This is a genomic window from Paraburkholderia jirisanensis (genome assembly GCF_054782355.1).
The window spans coordinates 602272-622423 of record NZ_BAAGSQ010000025.1; the positions used below are offsets into that span (position 1 = coordinate 602272).

Consider the following 20152-nt stretch of genomic DNA (forward strand, 5'->3'; position numbering starts at 1 on the left):
GCCGCGCATTGCCCCGCTCAGAGCGGGCTGAAATCGTACAGACGTTCCGGGTTCTCGACGAGCAGCTTGCGCAGCAGCACCGGGTCGTCGCAAATGCGGAACAGCAGATTGACGAGCTCGCCGTCGTTCGGCATGTCCTTCGAGATGTTCGGATGCGGCCAGTCGGTACCCCACAACACGCGGTCCGGCGCGGCTTCGATCAGCGCGCGTGCAAACGGAATCGCATCGTCGAACGGCGCGCGGCCCACCGATACGCGCTCCGAGCCGCACACCTTGACCCATGCGAGCGGGTTGCGCATCAGCTCGAGCAACTGCTTGAATGGCTCCTGCTCGAGACCGGCTTCCGCGCGCACGCGGCCCATATGGTCGATCACGAACGGCACGCGGATCTGGTTGATCAGCGGCGTGTACTGGACGATGTCCTGCGCGTCCAGATGCAGCACGACGTGCCAGTCGAGCGCTTCGATCCGGCGCAGCACGCGCTCGAACACGTCGAGGTCCGGCGCGCCGCCCAGATGCGCGACGAAGTTGAAGCGCACGCCCCGCACGCCTTCGGCGTTCAGCTCGGCGAGCTGTTCGTCGGTGACGCTGGCGTCGACGATCGCCACGCCGCGATAGCGGCCGTTGCCGCGCCGGATCGCGTCGATCATCGCAGTGTTGTCGGTACCGTGGCAGCTTGCCTGCACGATCACGGCGCGCTGCAGACCCAGATGGTCATGCAGCGCCACCAGCGATTCGAACGGCGCGTCGGGCGGCGTGTAGCTGCGATCGGCCGCGTACGGAAACGTGGCGGCCGGGCCGAACACGTGGCAGTGCGCGTCGCACGCGCCGGCCGGCAAGGCAAACGAAGGCTTGACAGGGTTCGGATCGGGCGGAAGACAGGTTTTCATCGAAGGCGTTCAGTAGTGGGGGCGGCTTGCCTGTAAAGGAGCACCGGGCGCGATCCGCAGCGCGGATACGGGCGGCCGGAGCCATCGGTCGACAATGATTGTCCCGATTTGCCGCGATCGATACAATCGGCATATCGGACTACCTGCTATACGGAAAGTGAATAGGACGGCAGTATGGAACTGAAGCAGCTGGAAGCGTTTGTGCACGTCGTCGAACTGGGCAGCTTTTCGCGTGCGGCCACCATCCTCGATACCAACCAGCCCACCTTGAGCCGGCTCGTGCGGCAGCTCGAAGTGGAGTTGCGGCAGACGCTGCTGCATCGGCACGGTCGCGGCGTTACCGCGACGGACGCCGGCCAGGTGATGCTCGGCCACGCGAAGGGCATGCTGCAGCAGGCCGAACGCGCGCGGCACGACTTGCAGAAGTTGCGCGGCGTGGTCAGCGGGCATTTCAGCGTGGGGCTCGCGCCCAGTTTCGCGAAAGTCATCACGCCGGAACTGGTGCGGCGCTTCCGGCTGCGCTTTCCCGACGCGACCATTTCGGTGGCCGAGGGCCTGTCTACTTACTTGACCGAATGGCTGATGATGGGCCGCATCGACGCCGCCGTGATGTACGACACGCCCGGCACGCAGCTGATCGAAAAGCGGCCGGTGTTCGAAGAAGAACTGTTTCTGATCGGCATGGCCGGCGCGGATGGCGTGCACGAGACCGGCAGCGCTGAGGGTAATCGCGACGCAACCCGCGATCTCAAGACGCTGCCGCGCATCCGCCTGAACGAGATCACGCGCTACCCGCTGGTGATTCCGGGCCGCATGCATTCGATGCGCAGCGTCGTTGAAGCGCGCGCGGCCGAGGTCGGCGCAAAGCTGACCATCGCGCTGGAGGTCGACGCGGTTCCGTCGATTCTCGATCTGGTGTGCGAGGGCTACGGCTACGCGGTGCTGCCGCTCAATGCGGCCGCCAGCGATCCGCTGCAGCGCAAATTTTCGATCGCGCGTATCGTGCGCCCCACGCTGCTGAGCCGTCTGACGATCGCCACCAGCAGCCAGCATCCGGTATCGCAACTGGCCACGCAGGCGATGGCCATGATCGAAAGCGAGCTGTTTCCGCTGTATCGTTCGGAACGCCAGCGCAGGAACGGCGTGAGCGTTTGATGAACCCGACGCATTCGACGCATTCGACGCACTCAATGCACGCAAGGCACTCAATGCGCGTGGCCGCCGTGCAAGGCGCGTGAAAAGAACAGCGGCGGCCTGTGTAGCGCCATCGCCGTTGTGCATGCGTCGCAGCCTGTCAGCGCGCGAGCAGATCCACAAAGTCGCGCCACGCAAACGGCACCACCTCTTCATAACGGATGCCGCGCGCCTGCATCGCATCGACCACGCCATCCTGCAGCTGCGCGCACGCTTCGCTCATCAGCGGCTCGAGCTGCGCATCGCGCAGCGTCTGCGCGACTTCGCGCATTTCCTCCGCGCGCCGGCGCCCGTGCTCGGCCACCCGGCTGATCAGATAGCCGGGCACGTCCGTATCGTTCTGCATCTTGCTGAAGGTTTCTTTCAGCGATGCAAGCACGATCTCTTCTGCGCCGTAGCGCCGCGCCGCCGACAGGCACTCCACCGATAACGCTTCGATCCCCTTGATCATCACGCTACGGCACATCTTCGCTGCCGACGCGACGCCGACCTTCGGCGACACCGCACGCGCATTGAAGCCGAGCGCCTGCAGCTGCGGTGCGAGCGCTTCAGCGGTGCTGCCGCCGAGCAGCATCGGCACCTTGAGCCCGTACGGCGGCACCGGCGCCATCACCGCGGATTCGACGTAATGGCCGCCCGCCGCTTCGATGCATTGCTGGCCATGCTGCTTCGTATGCGGCGACACCGAGTTGATGTCCAGATAGGTCTGGCCGCGAACGATGCAACGGCTCGCGGCTTCCGCCACTTCGACGTCGGAGGCGGCCGTCACCGCCGACACGATCAGTTGCGCGCCGGCCAGCGCCTGCGCGAGGTCCGGTGCCGCGCGCACGCCGGCCTTCTGCGCCTTGTCGCGCATCGCGTGCGCCTGTTGCGCGTCGTCGAGCAGCCGGTCGTACATCGCAACCTGCACGCCCTTGGCCGCCAGCGCGGTGCCCAGTATGCCGCCCGCTTCACCGAAGCCGATCAGCGCTACGTTCTCGATGCTTGCCATGCGTGCTCCACTTGCACGGTCGCCGCGCGGCGGCAACCGTTGTTCCGATAGGGACGATACGGGGAAAATGCGCGAAAAAGCGCCTCAGATTACTTTTCCAGCCTGACGATTCTAGAAGCCGCACGCTTGCCGCAGGTACGCGAATCGCCATCCGAAGCCATCTGTTCTGTTTATCGCGAGGGGTTCGCCGGGGTTTCGCCGCTCGTTCCCGCTTCGTGCCCGCTTCGTGCCCGCTTCATACCTTTACGCAATCTTTGCAAGCCGCGCGCGGGGCCCCTCGCCAGCGTCGCCGACCCGCCGCCGCGCCTTGCGGCAGCACGCGCAGATCGCATGAAACTTTTTCATGCAACCTATGAAAGATCGTCGTTTGCCGCACTTCCGGTGCGCTTGCAATATCCGCTTAATCCCCCTGCGTCTCACGATCCTGCGGAGCATTACCCGATGACCAACCAGCCGAATTCCACCGATAACGTCGTGTCCTCACATGTGGCCGTGCGCGACGGCACGCGCATTGGCTACACGCTGCACCGCAACCCGGCGCGCAAGGCGCGCGTCGTGCTGATCCATTCGCTCGCGATGGACCGCCACTTCTGGCATCCCGTCATCGCGCAGCTCGCGCCGCACGCATCGGTGCTGGCGCTCGACGCGCGCGGTCATGGCACGTCGGACAAGCCGGCCGGCCCTTACACGATCGAAAGCTTTGCGCAGGACGTGCGCGACGTGGTCGAAAAGCTCGACTTCGGCGGCGTGCTGATCGCCGGCGCTTCGATGGGCGGCTGCGTGTCGCTGCAGTTCGCCGGTTCGTACCCGGAACTCACGCGCGCCGCCGGCCTGATCGACACCACCGCGTGGTACGGCGAAACCGCGCCGCACGACTGGAACGTGCGCGCCAGCAAGGCCGAGAAGGAAGGCCTTGCGACGCTGGTCGATTTTCAGGCCACCCGCTGGTTCAGCGACGCGTTCCGCGCGGAGCACAAGGACGTCCTGCAGCGCTGCATCGATACGTTCCTGCGCAACGAAGTGCACGCGTTCGCGGCAACCGGCCGGATGCTCGGCGCGTTCGACGGCCGCGCGCTGATGCAGAACGTGAAGGTGCCGGTGGCGATCGTCGTCGGTGAAGAAGACTATGCGGCGCCGCCCGCGATGTCGCAGGCACTGCACGAAGGCATCGCCGGTTCGACGCTGACGGTGATCCCGGCGGCGCGCCATCTGACGCCGCTCGAAACGCCGGACATCATTTCCCGCGAACTGCTGCAACTGCTCGAGCGTTGCGGCGCCGCGCAATAAACAAGGCAATCGGTCATGCCGCCGTGCAACGTGCAACGTACGCAGTTGATCGCGGCGCTTGCCGGCACGGCTGCAGCCAAACCCGCATTGAAATCCGTTTTGAAGCGTCGCATTGAAGCCCTGCTTTAGAGCCGCGCTTTGAAGCGCCGCTTAAAGCCCCGCTTTCAAGCCCATTACCAGGAGTGCTCCGGATGGCACCGTTTGAACTCGCCACGCCCCGCTCGCTAAAGGAAGCGATTGGGCTGCTCGACCCAGAAGACCCGGATATCCGGCCGGTCGGCGGCGGCACCGCGGTGATGCTGATGATGAAGGCCGGCGTGCTGCGTCCGACGCGGCTCGTCAGCCTGCGCGCAATCGAACCGGTGCATGCGCAACTATCGGTCGGCGCGAATGGCGATCTGCACATCGGCGGCATGACGCGCCTGTCGACGCTCGAGCATGCATCGCTGATCAAGGAAGGCTGGCCGCTGCTCGCGCGCACGCTGCGCACCTTGTCGAACGTGCGGGTGCGTAACGTCGCGACGCTCGGCGGCAATCTCGCGCACGCCGACCCGCATATGGACATGCCGCCGGTGCTGTCCGCGCTCCACGCGAGCGTGGTGGTGACCGGCCCGCACGGCGAACGCACGCTGCCGGTCGAGCAGCTGTGCACCGGCTACTACGAAACCGTGCTGGCGCGCGACGAGCTGATCTCGAAGATCATCGTGCCGCCGCAGGCGGGCCGCCCAGCCGCCTATATGAAGGTCACCACGCGCGCCGCGCACGACTGGCCGGCGCTCGGCGTGGCCGTCGTACTCGACATGCAGGGCGCGCAGATCAGACAAGCCAGCGTGATCGTCGGCGCCGCCACCGACAAGCCGACGCGCCTCACGGCCGCTGAACAGGAACTGCGCGGCGCGACGCTCGACGACAACGCGCTGCTGCGCCGCGCGGGCGAAGCCGGCGCCGCGCAACTCGAGATCGTCGGCGACCCGCACGGCTCGGCGAGCTATAAAAAACATCTGCTGACCGTTTATCTCGGGCGCGCGGTCCGCACGGCCGTCGCTGCCTCGGCTGCAGGAACGCGCCATAAGGACCATTCATGAGCAACGACGATACCGCACAGCCGACAAGGCAGGTCGGCCGGTCACTGACCCGCCTCGAGGCGCGCTCGAAAGTCACCGGGCGCGCCGAATATATTCACAACCTGGTGCTGCCGCGCATGCTGTACGGCAAGGTGGCACGCAGCACCGTCGCGCACGGCCGCCTGCTGGGCATCGATACCAGCGCGGCGCGCGCGTTGCCCGGCGTGTTCGCGGTGTACACCGCCGCAGACGTGATGCGCGTGATTCCCGAGCCGTACTACGGGCCGGCGTTTCACGACCAGCCGATTCTCGCCGTCGAGAAAGTGCGTTATGTCGGCGAGCCGGTTGCGCTGGTGCTGGCCGAAGACCCGCACGTCGCCGAGGAAGCGACCCACCTGATCATGGTCGACTACGAAGAGCTGCCGGCCGTGTTCAACGAGGTCGAAGCCGCGCAATCCGACAAGGTGCTGGTGCACGAAGTGCTGCGCCCGGCCGGCACGTTCCCCGACCTCAAGCATCTGGCCGGCCGCAAGGGCACCAACATCGCACTCGATTTCCAGCTGCGCCGCGGCGACGTCGATGCCGCCTTCGCGGCGGCCGCGCACGTGTTCGAAGACACCTTCACGACCCAGCAGGTGATGCACACGCCGCTCGAGCCGATGGTGTCGATTGCCGAACCCGGCGAAGGCACGATGACGATTCACACCGCGTCGCAAAGCCCGTCGTTCGTGCGCATCGAGATTGCGCGGCTGCTCGGCTGGCCGGAAAACCGCGTGCGCGTGAAATCCGCGCTGCTCGGCGGCGGCTTCGGCGCGAAGCTGTACATCAAGCTCGAGGCGCTCGTCACCGCCGGCGCGCTGCTCGCACGCCGGCCGGTCAAAGTGTCGCTGACGATGGAAGAGCAGTTCTTCACGATCACCAAGCACGCAACCACCTTCCGCATGAAAACCGGCGTATCCGCCGACGGCCGCATCACCGCGCGCAAATGCGAAGTGTGGTGGAACGGCGGCGCATATGGCGATATCGGCCCGCGCGTCACGCAGAAATCGGGCTTCACCGCATCGGGGCCGTACGACATCGACCACGTGTCGATCGATTCGTACCAGGTGTACACGAACCTGCCGCCGGCAGGCGCATTCCGCGGCTTCGGCATTCCGCAGATGGTGTGGGCTTACGAGAGCCACGCCGACATGATCTCGCGCGCGTTGCAGATCGACCCGGTCGAGTTCCGGCGTCGCAATCTGTTGCGTGAAGGCCGCGCGCATGCAACCGGTACCGTGATGCACGATGCGGCGCTCGAGCTGGTACTCGAACGCGTCGCCAAGCGGATGAAGTGGGAAGAGCCGTTCGGGCGCGGCAGCGGCACGCTGCGCCGCGGGCGCGGCATCGGCATCGGTTTCAAGGCGCTGGTCGCGCCGACCACGTCGATGGCGATGGTCAGCCTGTCGGCGGACGGCAGCTGCACCGTCTATTCGAGCACGGTCGACATGGGCCAGGCATCCGATACCGCGATCGCGCTGGTAGCCGGTGACGTGCTCGACATTCCAGCCGAGCTGATCAAGGTCGTGCGCCCCGACACCGACGTGACGCCGTACGACATGGCGACACTCGGCTCGCGTTCGACCTTCCATATGGGCCACGCGGTGCGTCTGGCCGCCGAAGACGCGCGCAAGAAGCTGCGCGAACTCGCCGACGAACTCGGCGTGCCCGCGGATCAACCGGCGCGCGCCGGCGACCTGCTGCGCCGCAAGTACGGGATGCAGGCGGGCAATATCGTCGGCATCGGCAGCTTTATTCCGAGCTACCAGTCGCCGAACTACCAGACCGGCCAGTCGGAAAACATCACGCCGAACTGGATGGTCGGCGCGTGCGGCGTCGAAGTGGAAGTCGATATCGAAACCGGCCACTTCAAGCTGATCCGCTTCGAAAACGTGGTGGATTGCGGCACGGCGATCAATCCGAAAGTGGTCGATACGCAGATTTCGGGCGCCGCGATCATGCAGCTCGGCACCGCGATTTACGAGCGCATGGAATTCGACGATGTGGGCCAGCTGCGCAATGCGTCGTTTGCCGAGTACAAGATTCCCGGCATTCACGATATCCCGCACACGATCGGCCGCGAGATCGTCGAGTCGTACCAGAAGAACGGACCGTTCGGCGCGAAAGGCGTCGGCGAGAGCTCGACCTTCGGGGTGGCATCCGCGATTGCCGAAGCCATTGAAGACGCGTGCGGCGTGCGCCTCAAATCGCTGCCGCTGACGCCAGAAGCTGTGTTTCGCGCGCTATGCGCCGCGAACAACGAACCGTTGTCCGAGGAGTGACACGATGAACGCGATGAGCGAAACCGCGATGAAGATCCAGTTCGAGCTGAACGGCGAACCCGTCACCGCGCTGATCGAGCCGCACCAGACGATTCTCGACGTGCTGCGCGGCCAGTTCGCGCTGTACGGCGCCCGCGAAAGCTGCGGGCAAGGCCTGTGCGGCTGCTGTACGGTGCTGGTGAACGGCGAGACCATCTCGGGTTGCCTGTATCTGGCGGCCATGGCCGACGGCGGCACCGTCACCACCATCGAACATCTCGATGCGAACGGCCAGCTCGATCCGGTGCAGCAGGCCTTTATCGAATGCGGGGCATTCCAGTGCGGGTTCTGTACGTCGGGGTTCATCCTGATGAGCCGTCAGTTGCTCGAGGAGAACCCCGACCCGACCGAAGCGGAAATCCGCCACTACCTGGCCGGCAACCTGTGCCGCTGCGCGGCTTATCCCGAGATTATCGAAGCGGTGAAACTGGCGGCACGCAGGCGCAAGGAAGCACACGCGTAGTGCCCGGCGCGCGCTTCCGGAACGACGCCCGCGCGGCCCTGGTGCCGCGCCGCCCACGATAACAACGCAGGAGACAAGCTGATGCATCAGCCCGCAGACGGCCCGCGCACGCGCGGCGCCGATGGCACACCGCATGCCGCGGACGCATCCATGCCGTGGTACCGCTCGCTCGACCGCCAGCAATGGACCGCCCTCGCCGCATCGAACCTCGGCTGGTTCTTCGACGGCTATGAAACCTACGCCCTGATCCTGACCGTCGGCGTCGCGCTCAGCCAGTTGCTCGACCCTGCGCTGCACGCGCAGATTCCGTTCTATGCGGGCCTGGTGATCGCATTGACGCTGCTCGGCTGGGGCATCGGCGGTTTGATCGGCGGCGTGCTGACCGACTACATCGGCCGCAAGCGGATGATGATCGTCGCGATTCTCGCGTACTCGCTGACCACCGGGCTATCGGCGTTTGCGTGGGACTGGACCTCGTTCGCGGTGCTGCGCTTCGTAGTCGGACTCGCGATGGGTTCCGAATGGGCCACCGGCACCGCGATGACCGCCGAGATGTGGCCGAGCCGCCATCGCGGCAAAGGCGCCGGGCTGATGCAATGCGGCCTCGGCACCGGCTTTTTCGTCGCATCGCTGGTGTGGCTGTTCATGAGCGGCACCGGGCAGCATGCGTGGCGCTACATGTACCTGGTTGGCGTGTTGCCCGGGCTGGCTACGCTGTGGATGCGCGCCGGCATTCCGGAATCGGAGCAATGGCAGCGCGTCGCGAACGAGCGCCGCGAGACCCGCGCGAAACGGCGCGCCGGCACCGTGCTCGAAGGCCGCGACGCGGCGCTTGCACGCTTCACGCTGGTGGATCTGTTCGCGGTGCCTGAGTTGCGGCGCCGCACGATGATCGCGGTGGTGATGTCGCTGACCACCACGCTCGGCTGGTGGGGCATTTCGACGTGGGTGCCGCCGTACGTCGGCGCAGTGGCAGCGCGCGCCGGTCTGCCCGCCGCCACGTGGGCCAGTTATGCGGGCATGGCGTATAACGTCGGCGCGATCGCCGGTTATATTGGCCTGGGCTTTCTGGCAGACGCGTATGGGCGCAAGCGCGTAACCTTTCTTTTCTTCGCGATGGCATTCGTGCTCACGCCCGTGTTATTCATCTGGACACACAGCGTCTTGCCGCTGCTGGCTGTAGCCTGCGTGACCGGCTTTTTCAGCCTCGGCCAGTACACGTGGATGCCGACGTGGCTGCCCGAACTGTACCCGACACACGTGCGCGGCACCGCGATCGCATTCTGCTTCAACGTACCCCGCTTTCTCGCATGGACCGGGCCGCTCGTCGCCGGTACGCTGATCGCGCGCTTCGGCGGCTATGGTCATGCGGCGGTGACAGTCGGCTTCATTTATCTGCTTGGCCTCGCGCTCGTGCCGTTCCTGCCCGAGACGCGCGGCAAACCTCTCCCGGAGATGCTTTGACCATGGAATTCATTTCGACAACGCAGGCACCGACGCCCGGCGGCCACTACTCGCAGGCAGTACGCGCCAACGGCTTCACGTTCGTGTCGGGCATGCTGCCCGGGCCGGGCGTCGCGACCGACGGCCCCGACAACTTCGAGCGCCAGGTGCGTGCCACGCTGCGTCATTGCGAAAACGTGCTGGCCGCCGCGGGCTGCAAGCCGGGCGACGTCGTGCAGTGCACCGCGTATATCGTCGGTATCGACTATTGGCCGGAATTCAACCGCATCTACGCGGAGTACTTCGGCGAGCATCGTCCCGCGCGCGCGGTGGTGCCGGTGCCGCATCTGCATCATGGGTTTCTGGTCGAGTTGCAGATGGTGGCGTGCGCAAGCGCGGCTTAAGCGACTTAAGCGACCTGAGCGGCTAGCAGCGGCTAGCAGCGGCTAGCAGAGAATTCAGCAGCCGCGTTCAGAAACGCTGAAACTCTGAAGCGCTGAAACACACCCTCGACACAACACCCATCGCCAGCCGGCGGCGCTTCTCCCGCCGCCGCGCGGCTCACCGCTCGAGGCGAGTTCAGCTGGCTCGCCAGAATCGATGCGCGGCACCCAGCGCGCATGAATCCCCATCAAATCCCCCCGATAGAACAACATCGTCATTCATTTGTTCCATTGACGATACATAATTGCGTTCCTAAAGTTGGAGCCACGCCAACTTCGTTTCCCCAAATCATGCCGCTCTTCGCGACGCATCGCATCCAGCGCGAGTAGTTCGTCATCCTGTCAGGTTCCGCGCATCGCGTAGCACCCGACTCCAATTCAGATCACGCCAGCCGGCGCCCGCCTACGCGAGCGTTGCGGACCTGTGCGCTTGCGCGTTTTGCCGGCCTTTGCAGCCGGCAGCGCGCCGCGCAGCGGGATTCGTTTTTCTTCGATTTTTTCGAACCAGTGGCCCAATCCATGACCCATCGCCCGCTCCACACCCTCGCCTCCACCTGCGCCGCCTGTCTGCTCGCCATCTGCGCCCCATCCGTTCGCGCGCAATCGAGCGTCACGTTATACGGTGTCGTCGAGGCCGCCGTGGTGACGCAGAATCACGCAAACCCGAGCGGCGGCCGCGTGGTGTCGCTCAATCAGTCCGGCGAGGGCTTTCTGTCGGCAAGCCGCTTCGGACTGCAAGGTGTCGAAGATCTCGGCGGCGGCATCAAGGCGCACTTCACGCTCGAGAACGGCTTCAACTCGCAGGCCGGCACGTTCGACCAGCAAGGCCAGCTGTTCGGCCGGCAAGCGTTCGTCGGCTTGCAGGGCCGATGGGGCGATGTCTCTTTAGGGCGGCAGTACACGGGCGCCGTGGTGGCGATCTCGCTGGTCGATCCGATCTTTATCGGCGCGCCGCCCACCAACTCGTGGCTGGTGTTTCTGACCGGTCAGCGTTACGACAATGCGCTCACCTGGACGAAGCAATTTGGACATTTCGGCGTCAATCTGCAATACGCATTCGGCGGCATCGCCGGACAGAGCACCGGGCGTTCGTCGGCTTCGGGCGGCATGTCGTACGAGCAGTACGGCAACCTGTTCACCGCGCAAATACAGCAGACCCACGACTCGCAAAATCGCACGGCACGCACGTGGTCGCTCGGCACCAAACTGACGGTAGGTCCGGTCAAGCTGCATGCCGACTTTCTGCAAAGCGAGCGCGATGCGGGCTTCGATGCGACCAACGGGGGTCGCGATTCCGCGTCGATCACGAACATGAGCACCGCCGCCACGCCGACCACGGTGGCCGGGATCGGCTCGGTGTTCTCGGCACCGCGCCGCGACCAGTTCTTTACGCTGGGCGCGAGTTATTTCCTGTCGCCGGCATGGCAGGTGATTGCCGCGTACATGCACGACAACACGTCGGCCAGCAACTTCAGCGGCAAGCGGCAAACCGCATACGGCGTGCTCGACTACTTCCTGTCGAAACTCACCGACATCTACTTCGCGGCTGCCTACGACAAGGTCGACGGCGGCTGGTCGGGGCTGTTCGGCACGACCACCACCAATTTTACCGGCGGCTCGGGCGTGAAGCTGAACGGCAAGGACAATCAGATGAGCTACTACATCGGCTTGAGGCACAAGTTCTAATGCGCTTGCATCGAGCCACTAGCCCACCGTTGCCGATGGAACATTTCGCGCACGCATTTGTGCCATTGACCCGACATTGCGACACTTCCAGAATGTGCTCATACGTTGTTCTCCTGCACCCCCACACACCAACCGGACGGGCTCCCGCATGAGCGAACCGCTAGTCAAACAGGGGCGACCACCTACGCCTGAAGCTGTGCATGCCAGCGTCGTGATCGTCGGCGCAGGCGCGTGCGGCCTGACCGCCGCATTGACGCTGCAGGATGCCGGCGTCGATTGCGTGCTGCTCGAACGCGATGCGGTACCGGGCGGCTCGACCGCGCTTTCTTCCGGCTTCATTCCGGCTGCGGGCAGCGCCGCGCAGCGCGCCGCAGGTATCGACGATAGTCCAGCCCGCTTCGCCGCCGACATCGTCGGCAAGACCGACGGCACCGCCGCAACCCACCTCGTCGAGGCCTACACCCAGGCTGCCGGTGCGGCTATCGATGCGCTCGCGCGCCATGGCCTCCAGTTCGAGGTGCTCGACGGCTTTCTGTACCCGGGCCACAGCGTGCGGCGCATGCATAGCCTCGCCGAGCGCACCGGCAGCGCGCTGATGGCTGCGCTCGAACGCGCCGTACAGGCCAGCGACGCGACGCTGCTGACCCGCACGCTGGTGCGCGAGCTCTGGGTCGAAGACGAACGCATCGTCGCGGTCGGGGGCGAGCGTCCCGACGGTTCACTCGAGTATCTGAGCTGCGACGTGCTGCTGCTTGCCTGCAATGGCTTCGGCGGCAACCCGGCATTGCGGCGCGAACTGCTGCCCGAGATGGCGGATGCGGTGTATGCGGGCCATGAAGGCAACGACGGCAGCGCGCTGCTATGGGGGCGCCAGTTGCGCGCCGCGCAGGCCGACCTCGGCGGCTATCAGGGCCACGGGTCATGGGCGGTCCCGCACGGCGTGCTGATCTCATGGGCCGTGATGATGGATGGCGGCGTGCAGATCAATCGCGTCGGACAGCGTTTTCATGACGAAACGCATGGCTATTCGGAAGCGGCCGTCCATGTGCTTGCACAACCGGACGGCCTTGCATGGAACGTGTTCGATGCGCAAACGCTGGCGCTGGCGCGCAGCTTTCCGGACTTCCAGCAAGCTGAAGCGGCTGGCGCGGTCAAAACATGCGCAGACCTTGCTGGGCTAGCCGCGCTGATCGGCTGCGATGGCGATGCGTTGCACGCAACCCTCGCGGCAATCCGCCCGGGTGCGCGGGCCGCCGATGGCCGCGCGTTCGAGCGGCCTCTGCTGGCGCCGTATTACGCGGTCAAGGTGACGGGTGCGCTCTTTCATACGCAGGGCGGCCTCGATATCGATGCGCAATGCCGTGTGCTGCGCGAGGACGGCGGGCCACTGCCGAACCTGCTCGCGGCAGGCGGCGCGGCGCGCGGCGTGTCGGGCAATGCGGTGTGGGGATATCTGTCAGGCAATGGCCTGCTGTCGGCAATCGCAGGCGGGCGCATTGCGGCACAGACCACGATTGCGCAATTGCAGATGCAAGCGTCGGCGTGATTTGTCTGCGAGCGTCGCCAGCTTATAGCCAGCGCGGCGCTAACTCGCTACAACCCCTGCGCATGCGTCACCAGCCACCACTCGCGCCGTAGCGCATCGCGCAACACCTTGCCGCGCGCGTTGCGCGGCAGCGAATCGACCAGATAAACCTGTTTGGGCAGTTTCTCGCGCGGCAGGTGCTCGCGGCAATGCAGCAGCACTTCCTGCGCGCTCAGCACAGTGCCCGCCTGCGCAACCACAAAGCACACCGGCTCCTGCCCGTAGATCGGATCCGGCACGCCGAGCGCGGCCGCATCGCGCGCGGCCGGATGGGTCAGCACAACATCCTCGATTTCCTGCGGCACGATCTTCACGCCGCCGCGAATGATCACATCGTCGATGCGCCCCGCGACACGCACGAAGCCTTCGGCATCGCGCGCGGCCATGTCGCGCATCGCCAGTGCGCGGCCGCGGATCGGCTCGAGCGATTGATCCGCCAGCAGCAGCCCAAGCGCGAGCTTCGGGCCGCTCACCAGCACCTGCCCCTCGTCGTCGACGCCGCAGCTCGTGCCGTCGCTGTCCACCACGTCGAAGCCGACGCGCGGCGCCGGATAGCCGACCGTGCCGATCTTGCGCCGTTGCATCCGGTTGCCGCACATCCAGCCAGCCTCCGACGAGCCATACAGATTCAACACGTGTATGCCGTAGCGTTCCTCGAAACGCGTCCATTGCACCGGCGACAGCGGCGCGGTGCTGCACGTCATCACCCGCAGCGACGCAAGCCGCCCGCCGCTTACGTCGACCGGTGCTTCGAGCAGCAGGTTCAGCACCGCAGGCACACCCGCGCACACCGTCACGCGATGCTGCGCGATCCAGTCGGCAAAACGGCTGCGCGAAAAGCGCCGTGCGACGCACAGCGTCGAGCCGGTCTGCAGAAACGGCATCAGGCTTAGGATCTGCGCGGAATACCAGTCGAAGGTGCGGTACTCGAGCGCGCGGTCGTTGGGGCCGATCGCGAGCATGTCGATCGTATCGAGCCCGTTGAGCCAATAGCACGCGTGATCGTAGACCACGATCTTGGGATGCCCGGTGGTGCCCGAGGTGCTGCACATCGCGGCGACGTCGCTGCTTTGTGCACCGGTGTCCGGCAATGCGGGCAAACCCCTGGTATCGGTAACACGAAAATGCAGCAACGTTTCTTGCCGCGCCGCGGGGCTCGCGTGCGAGTCTGGTGCAGCGGGCGATGCATCCGCCGCAATGTTGCCCGCGTTGCCGGCGCTATCCTCGGACCACGCCGCGCAGCGCACCAGCGGCGCGCCCGCCTGTGCCAATACACTGTTATCCGCGTGCGCGGGCAGCAAAATCAGCGAAGGCGCGAGCGTATCGAGCAGCCGCGCCGCGGCGGCCGCACCGACGAAGCTTGCATCGAGCGGACACACGATCGCGCCGATACGCCAGATGCCCAGCCACAGCACGATCTTGTCGAGCCCTTCGGCACCCGCCAGCAGAATGCGTGCACCCTTGCCGGCGCCGCGCTGCAGCAGTTGCCTGCCGACCGCATCCACTGCGTCGGACAATTGTGCGAACGTAATGGCGACATCGCGTTCGACGTCGACGATCGCAGGCTTGTCCGGCGCGCGCTGCCGATACTCGTCGAGCAACGCGCCGACAGCCCGGTACGGCCTGTCGGGTTCGGCTAGCGGAGCGCTGCTGTCAGACATGGAGATATGCGCCGGTCGACCGCCGCCGCGACCGGCGTGTCATTCGGCGCGGCGCTGGCTTCGCGGCGCGTGTGATCGGACAGATGCTCGAGCGCCCAATCGCGGAACAGCTCGACTTTCTTCGACTTCGCCTTGTCGTGCGGCGACGTGATGAAGTAGGCCGAACTCGACGGCACGCGCACGTCGAACGGCTGCACGAGTTTTCCGCTTGCCAGATCCGCATCGACCAGCGGCGTGCGGCCGATCGCGAGCCCCACGCCATCGACCGCGGCGGCGAGCGACGTGAGCTGCAGATGAAACACCGCCTCGCCCGCGAATTCGACCGGCTCCTGCACCGCCGCTTCAAGCCATGCGGGCCAGTCGTCCTGATACATCGAATAGAAATACGTACGAATTTGCCGGAAGCGCGCGAGCCCCTGCGCCATCGATTCGAACGGCCCCGCTTCTTCTAGCACCGAAGGCGCGCACACCGGGAAGAATTCCTCGCGATGCAAACGGTCCGCGCGCACCGACGCCCAGCGGCCCGAGCCATAGCGGATCGCGACGTCGTAACTGTTGCGCTCGAACTCGTCGAAGGTCGAACTGGTGGCCACGTGCACGGTGATGTCCGGATACATGCGCTGAAAATCGGGCAGCGCTGGAATCAGGCACTTCACCGCGTAAGTCGGCAGACAGGTGACCGTCAACACGGTCTTGGTTTTTTTCTTGCGCGCCTGTGCGGTGGCGATCGACAGCAGGTTGATCGCCTCATGCACGGAGTCGAGATATTCGCGTGCCGCAGGCGTGAGCGTCAGCACGTTGCGCCGCCTGACGAACAGCTTGGTGCCGAGGCGTTCTTCGAGCGTTTTGATCTGGTGGCTGATAGCGGTTTGCGTGAGCTCGAGTTCCTGCGCTGCACGCGTAAAGCTCAGGTGTCGTGACGCAGCTTCGAAAGCAAGCAGACTCTGCAGGGAGGGAATGTACGGTCTCATTCGGCGGCAGGCGAAGCAGGTTCGTCAGGAAAGGCATTGTAGTAGCTTTCTCCGCCATACAGCGTTTTCATGTGTCGCGCCCTTTTCGAAGCGGCGCAAAAAAAACTTGGGCAGAAAAAGCGGCGACTAGCAGCAACAAGCGCGAATTTCAGTACTGGATGATGGTCTGTTCGCGCGACTCACGGAAATGAAACTTTCTCATGTCAGGCATGAGAAAAGTTAGTTTGCGCACGCGTATAGCGCTTTGGCACTCTTGCCAGCGACCCTTGCGCAATTCAGAACGGGCACCCTGATGAAAACCCTGATGGCGCCCGTCAACCGGACATGGTCTGGAATGCTTGCGGAACCGCCCGGACACCACTCATGGCACAAGTCAAAGCAAATCAGCGGCATGTCGGCAACGAGAACGATGCGCGTCGTGCGCTTGCACTGGCACGCGCGCGAAGCGTATGCGCGCCGCTCCCGCTGTCGTTCGCCGGCGTGACGCCATAACGCGCCCCGCGTGGAGAAACGACTTGGATAGCGACGTACTGGATAACCCTTTCCTCGAAACGCTCGGCATCCGGCGCACCGGATGGCGTGAAGGCTTTGCCGAGTTCCAGGTGCGCGTGCAGCCGACGCTGCTCAATCGCCAGCAGATCCTGCAAGGCGGTGTGATCGCCACCCTGCTCGATGCCGCGTGCGGCTACGCAGGCCTCTATAGCGCAGACCCATCACGCAAGATTCACGGCGTGACGCTGTCGCTGACGCTGAATTTTCTCGATCGCGGGCTTGGCGATACGGTCACCGCGCGTGGCTTCGTCGAGCGCAAAGGACGTTCGATCTTCTTTGCGCGCGGCGAGGCGCGAGTCGATTCGGGGCTGCTGATCGCGACCGCGCAAGGCACCTTCAAATATTCGAGCCGCCGCACGTGAGCCTCGCACAGCGGGCGATTGCGCGATACGCTTGCCGCGCTGCATGAATTTCCCTCATCCCCGCCATGAAAGACGGTCGTTTGCGAACGGATACGCGTTGCGTCAAATTGGGTTGCACCGTCGCGTGCCCCGCCGTGCGCCCGTAAAGCGCGACGCTCACCCCCCTCTTTCGGCACCCCTCTCGCAACACGCATCGACAACAAGGAGATTGCAACGTGACCAACCCGCCGACCGCTCATTCACTCGACCTGCGCGCGTGGCTAGACGAAGCCCGCGCACTCGGCGAACTGACGGACGTGCCCGGTGCCGACTGGAACCTCGAGCTGGGCGCAATCAGCGAGCTCAATGTGAAGAAAGCGCACTCCTCGGCGCTGCTGTTCGACGACATCCCCGGCTACCCGCACGGCTTTCGCGTGCTGACCTGCAGTACCGCGAGCCCGCTACGGCTGTCGTCGATCCTGCGTCTGGGCAAGCAGGCAAGCCACCGCGAACTGGTGGAAACATTGCGCGGCAAGCCGCGCCAGTGGCAAGCGGCGGCGCCGGAATACGAGCCGGTGTACGTCGATAACGGACCGGTGTTCGAAAACCAGCAAAGCGGTGCCGACGTCGACCTGTTTTCGTTTCCGTCGCCGCTGTGGCACGAAAAAGATGGCGGCCGCTATATCGGCACCGGCTGCATGGTGGTGACCAAAGACCTCGACTCGGACTGGGTCAACGTCGGCACGTACCGCGTGATGATTCACGACCGCAACCACGTCGGCCTCGACATGATTCCCGGCAAGCACGGCGCGATCCAGTACGACAAGCATATGCAGGCCGGCAAGCCGTTCCCGGTGGCGATCGTGATCGGCTGCGATCCGCTCGGCTATCTGGTGTCGGGCATCGAAGTGCCGTTCGGCATGTGCGAGCTGAACTACATCGGCGCGATTCTTAAGCAGCCGGTCTCGGTGGTGCGCGGACAACTGACCGGGCTACCGTTTCCGAGCGCTTCCGAAATCGTCATCGAAGGGTATGCGCACCCGGGCGACGAACGCATCGAAGGACCGTTCGGCGAGTTTCACGGCTATTACCCGGGCAAGGCGGCCACCGCGCCGGTGGTGACGATCGAGCGCATCTACTATCGCAACCAGCCGATCATCATGGGCAGCCCGCCCGCCAAACCGCCTAACGACTACTCGTATTCGAAGGCCGTGATGCGCTCGGCGCTGCTGGTCGATGCGCTGCAGGCGTCCGGCGTGCCCGACGTCGCCGGCGTGTGGGCGCACGAGATCGGCGGCGCGCGGATGTTCAACGTGGTGGCGATCCGCCAGCGCTATGCAGGACACGCGCGCCAGGCAGGGCACATCCTGAACCAGTGTGGTGTGGGCGCGTACATGTCGCGTTACACGATCGTCGTCGACGAAGACATCGACCCGTCGAACCTGCAGGAAGTGATGTGGGCCGTCGCGACCCGCACCGACCCGGACCTCGATATCGACATCATCAAGCGCGGCATGGGCTCGAAAAACGATCCGATGTCGATTGCATACCCGTACAAGGCGCCATTCAACTCGAAGGCGATCATCGACGCGTGCCGGCCATACGACTACCTGCGCGAGTTCCCTGAAGTGGCCGAGGCCAGCAAGGAACTGCAGGACAAGGTGCGTGCGAAGTGGCACCACCTGCTGGACTGAAGCGCGCGGCGCGACTTACTGACATCAATGCGCCGCAGGTGTGCGCGCCGTGCCTCGCCGCACGCGCGCATACGCTGCGCACAAGGAGACTGAGATGGAACTGACAGGCGAACAATTTCTGCCGCTGCCACGCGAGCGCGTGTGGGATGCACTCAACGATCCCGAGATTCTGCGCGCTTCGGTGCCCGGCTGCGAATCCCTCGAACGGGTCGAAGACAACCACTACAAGGTCGTAATGGCGGCGAGCGTCGGGCCGATCAAGGCCCGCTTCAACGGCAAGCTGACGCTCACCGATCTGCGCGCGCCCGAATCGTATTCGTTGAGCTTCGAAGGCTCGGGCGGCGCGGCGGGTTTCGGCAAAGGCGGCGCGCAAGTGGGCCTCGCCAGCGAAGGAGACGGCACGCGGCTGACTTATCACGCGCATGCACAGGTTGGCGGACGGCTCGCGCAGGTCGGTGCGCGCTTGATCGACGGCGTGGCGAAAAAGATGGCGGCGGATTTCTTCGGCCACTTCACCACGGCGTTGACCGGTTCCGCGCAAGCGGATGCACCGCCAGCGGATGCAGCCGCTTCTTCGTCAGGTGATGCTGCGAACGCAGCAACGGCGGCGCGCGTGGCGGCCCCTGCCCCAGTTGCGCGTGCAGGTGCGTCCGGCAGCGGCCGCACGTGGTTGTGGGCGCTCGCGCTGGTCGTGGTGGTTGCCGCGATCGCGGCGTACCGGATGCACTAGGCCGAGTACGCCACCGCGCGCGGTGCCATGCGTGGTGCCGCACCACACACAACAAGGAGGAGCGACATGCACGAACAGGGTTCATTCAAAACGGTGCGCGGCCGCCGGCGGCGCATCGTGGTGGGCATCAGCGGCGCGTCGGGCGCGATCTACGGGGTACGCATGCTCGAATTGCTGCGCGCCGCCAACGTCGAATCGCATCTGGTGATGAGCCGCTCCGCGCAGGTCACGCTCGCGCAGGAAACCGATCTGCGCATCGCCGACGTGCAGGCGCTTGCCGATGTGTTCTATCCGAACGCCGATATCGGCGCGGCGATTTCGAGCGGATCGTTTCGGGTCGACGGCATGGTGGTCGCGCCGTGCTCGATCAAGACGCTTTCCGAAATCGCTACCGGCTGCACTGGTTCGCTGCTGTCGCGCGCCGCGGACGTGATGCTCAAAGAGCGCCGCCGGCTCGTGCTGATGGTGCGCGAAACGCCACTGCACGCGGGCCACTTGCGCAGCATGGCCGCGGTCACCGAGGCGGGCGCGATCGTCTATCCGCCGGTGCCCGCGTTCTATGCACGCCCTGCATCGCTGCGCGAGATGATCGATCACACCGTCGGCCGCGTGCTCGACATGTTCGATGTCGACACCGAAACGGTGTACCGCTGGGAGGGCATCGCTGCGGCAATGACGGAAACGGCTGACGAGCGGCACTCGAAGCTCGGCTAGCGGCGCGGTCAAGAACACAGCTAAAGACGCTGCCAAGGGCGTAGTCAAGGACGCGGCCAGGAGCGACGCCAAACGCGCGGCGC

Annotated in this window: 18 protein-coding genes; 13 read left to right on the forward strand and 5 right to left on the reverse strand. The window is 65.1% G+C overall.

Annotated features, from left to right (window positions below; all coding sequences use genetic code 11):
• Nucleotides 1-17 precede the first annotated feature (17 nt).
• Complete coding sequence (locus tag ACYVNQ_RS14450) at nt 18-890, reverse strand: amidohydrolase family protein (protein ID WP_460903176.1); 873 nt, start codon at nt 888-890, stop codon at nt 18-20.
• Between the two features lie 174 nt (nt 891-1064).
• Between ACYVNQ_RS14450 and ACYVNQ_RS14455 the strand changes: the two genes are divergently transcribed.
• On the forward strand, nt 1065-2045 hold the full coding sequence (locus ACYVNQ_RS14455; protein ID WP_460903177.1) for a LysR substrate-binding domain-containing protein: 981 nt from the start codon (nt 1065-1067) through the stop codon (nt 2043-2045).
• Between the two features lie 139 nt (nt 2046-2184).
• Here ACYVNQ_RS14455 and ACYVNQ_RS14460 read toward each other — a convergent pair whose 3' ends face one another.
• Nucleotides 2185-3075, reverse strand: coding sequence for an NAD(P)-dependent oxidoreductase (locus ACYVNQ_RS14460; protein WP_460903178.1), 891 nt, complete (start codon nt 3073-3075; stop codon nt 2185-2187).
• 441 nt (nt 3076-3516) lie between these two features.
• On the opposite strand from ACYVNQ_RS14460, the gene ACYVNQ_RS14465 reads away from it, so the two are divergent.
• The 6 genes from ACYVNQ_RS14465 (at nt 3517) to ACYVNQ_RS14490 (ending at nt 10096) form a co-directional block, all read left to right on the forward strand.
• Nucleotides 3517-4362 (forward strand): alpha/beta fold hydrolase, encoded by an 846-nt coding sequence (locus ACYVNQ_RS14465; RefSeq protein WP_460903179.1) that lies wholly within the window; start codon nt 3517-3519, stop codon nt 4360-4362.
• A 191-nt stretch (nt 4363-4553) separates the two neighbouring features.
• A complete protein-coding gene (locus tag ACYVNQ_RS14470; RefSeq protein ID WP_460903180.1) occupies nt 4554-5447 on the forward strand; it encodes an FAD binding domain-containing protein in 894 nt (297 codons plus the stop codon).
• Nucleotides 5444-7747: a xanthine dehydrogenase family protein molybdopterin-binding subunit gene (locus ACYVNQ_RS14475; protein ID WP_460903181.1), complete on the forward strand. Its 2304-nt coding sequence runs from the start codon at nt 5444-5446 to the stop codon at nt 7745-7747. The genes ACYVNQ_RS14470 and ACYVNQ_RS14475 overlap by 4 nt, the downstream gene beginning before the upstream one ends.
• Nucleotides 7748-7751: 4 nt before the next feature.
• Nucleotides 7752-8249 carry a (2Fe-2S)-binding protein gene (locus tag ACYVNQ_RS14480; protein ID WP_460903182.1) on the forward strand — a complete coding sequence of 166 codons (498 nt, stop codon included), beginning with the start codon at nt 7752-7754 and terminating at the stop codon, nt 8247-8249.
• A gap of 81 nt (nt 8250-8330) precedes the next feature.
• Nucleotides 8331-9713 (forward strand): MFS transporter, encoded by a 1383-nt coding sequence (locus ACYVNQ_RS14485; protein WP_460903183.1) that lies wholly within the window; start codon nt 8331-8333, stop codon nt 9711-9713.
• Between the two features lie 2 nt (nt 9714-9715).
• Nucleotides 9716-10096, forward strand: a complete 381-nt coding sequence (locus ACYVNQ_RS14490; protein ID WP_460903184.1) for a RidA family protein — start codon at nt 9716-9718, stop codon at nt 10094-10096.
• Nucleotides 10097-10150: 54 nt separating this feature from the next.
• Here ACYVNQ_RS14490 and ACYVNQ_RS14495 read toward each other — a convergent pair whose 3' ends face one another.
• Entirely contained in the window at nt 10151-10354 is a 204-nt protein-coding gene (locus tag ACYVNQ_RS14495; protein ID WP_460903185.1) for a hypothetical protein, read from the reverse strand.
• 300 nt (nt 10355-10654) lie between these two features.
• Between ACYVNQ_RS14495 and ACYVNQ_RS14500 the strand changes: the two genes are divergently transcribed.
• Together ACYVNQ_RS14500 and ACYVNQ_RS14505 are read left to right on the forward strand one after the other, a co-directional pair.
• A complete protein-coding gene (locus ACYVNQ_RS14500) occupies nt 10655-11821 on the forward strand; it encodes a porin (RefSeq protein ID WP_460903186.1) in 1167 nt (388 codons plus the stop codon).
• Between the two features lie 148 nt (nt 11822-11969).
• A complete protein-coding gene (locus ACYVNQ_RS14505; protein WP_460903187.1) occupies nt 11970-13367 on the forward strand; it encodes an FAD-dependent oxidoreductase in 1398 nt (465 codons plus the stop codon).
• A gap of 47 nt (nt 13368-13414) precedes the next feature.
• On the opposite strand, the gene ACYVNQ_RS14510 is transcribed toward ACYVNQ_RS14505, so the two are convergent.
• Nucleotides 13415-15067 carry a class I adenylate-forming enzyme family protein gene (locus tag ACYVNQ_RS14510; RefSeq protein ID WP_460903188.1) on the reverse strand — a complete coding sequence of 551 codons (1653 nt, stop codon included), beginning with the start codon at nt 15065-15067 and terminating at the stop codon, nt 13415-13417.
• Nucleotides 15043-16038 carry a LysR substrate-binding domain-containing protein gene (locus tag ACYVNQ_RS14515; RefSeq protein ID WP_460903189.1) on the reverse strand — a complete coding sequence of 332 codons (996 nt, stop codon included), beginning with the start codon at nt 16036-16038 and terminating at the stop codon, nt 15043-15045. The genes ACYVNQ_RS14510 and ACYVNQ_RS14515 overlap by 25 nt, the downstream gene beginning before the upstream one ends.
• 515 nt (nt 16039-16553) lie before the next feature.
• Here ACYVNQ_RS14515 and ACYVNQ_RS14520 point away from each other — a divergent pair.
• The 4 genes from ACYVNQ_RS14520 to ACYVNQ_RS14535 all read left to right on the forward strand — a co-directional run bounded on the left by ACYVNQ_RS14520 (nt 16554) and on the right by ACYVNQ_RS14535 (nt 20069).
• Nucleotides 16554-16952 (forward strand): PaaI family thioesterase, encoded by a 399-nt coding sequence (locus ACYVNQ_RS14520; RefSeq protein ID WP_460903190.1) that lies wholly within the window; start codon nt 16554-16556, stop codon nt 16950-16952.
• A 215-nt stretch (nt 16953-17167) separates the two neighbouring features.
• Nucleotides 17168-18625, forward strand: coding sequence for a UbiD family decarboxylase (locus tag ACYVNQ_RS14525; RefSeq protein WP_460903191.1), 1458 nt, complete (start codon nt 17168-17170; stop codon nt 18623-18625).
• A gap of 94 nt (nt 18626-18719) precedes the next feature.
• Complete coding sequence (locus ACYVNQ_RS14530) at nt 18720-19355, forward strand: CoxG family protein (RefSeq protein WP_460903192.1); 636 nt, start codon at nt 18720-18722, stop codon at nt 19353-19355.
• A gap of 66 nt (nt 19356-19421) precedes the next feature.
• Nucleotides 19422-20069 (forward strand): UbiX family flavin prenyltransferase, encoded by a 648-nt coding sequence (locus ACYVNQ_RS14535; protein WP_460903193.1) that lies wholly within the window; start codon nt 19422-19424, stop codon nt 20067-20069.
• Nucleotides 20070-20152: the final 83 nt, after the last annotated feature.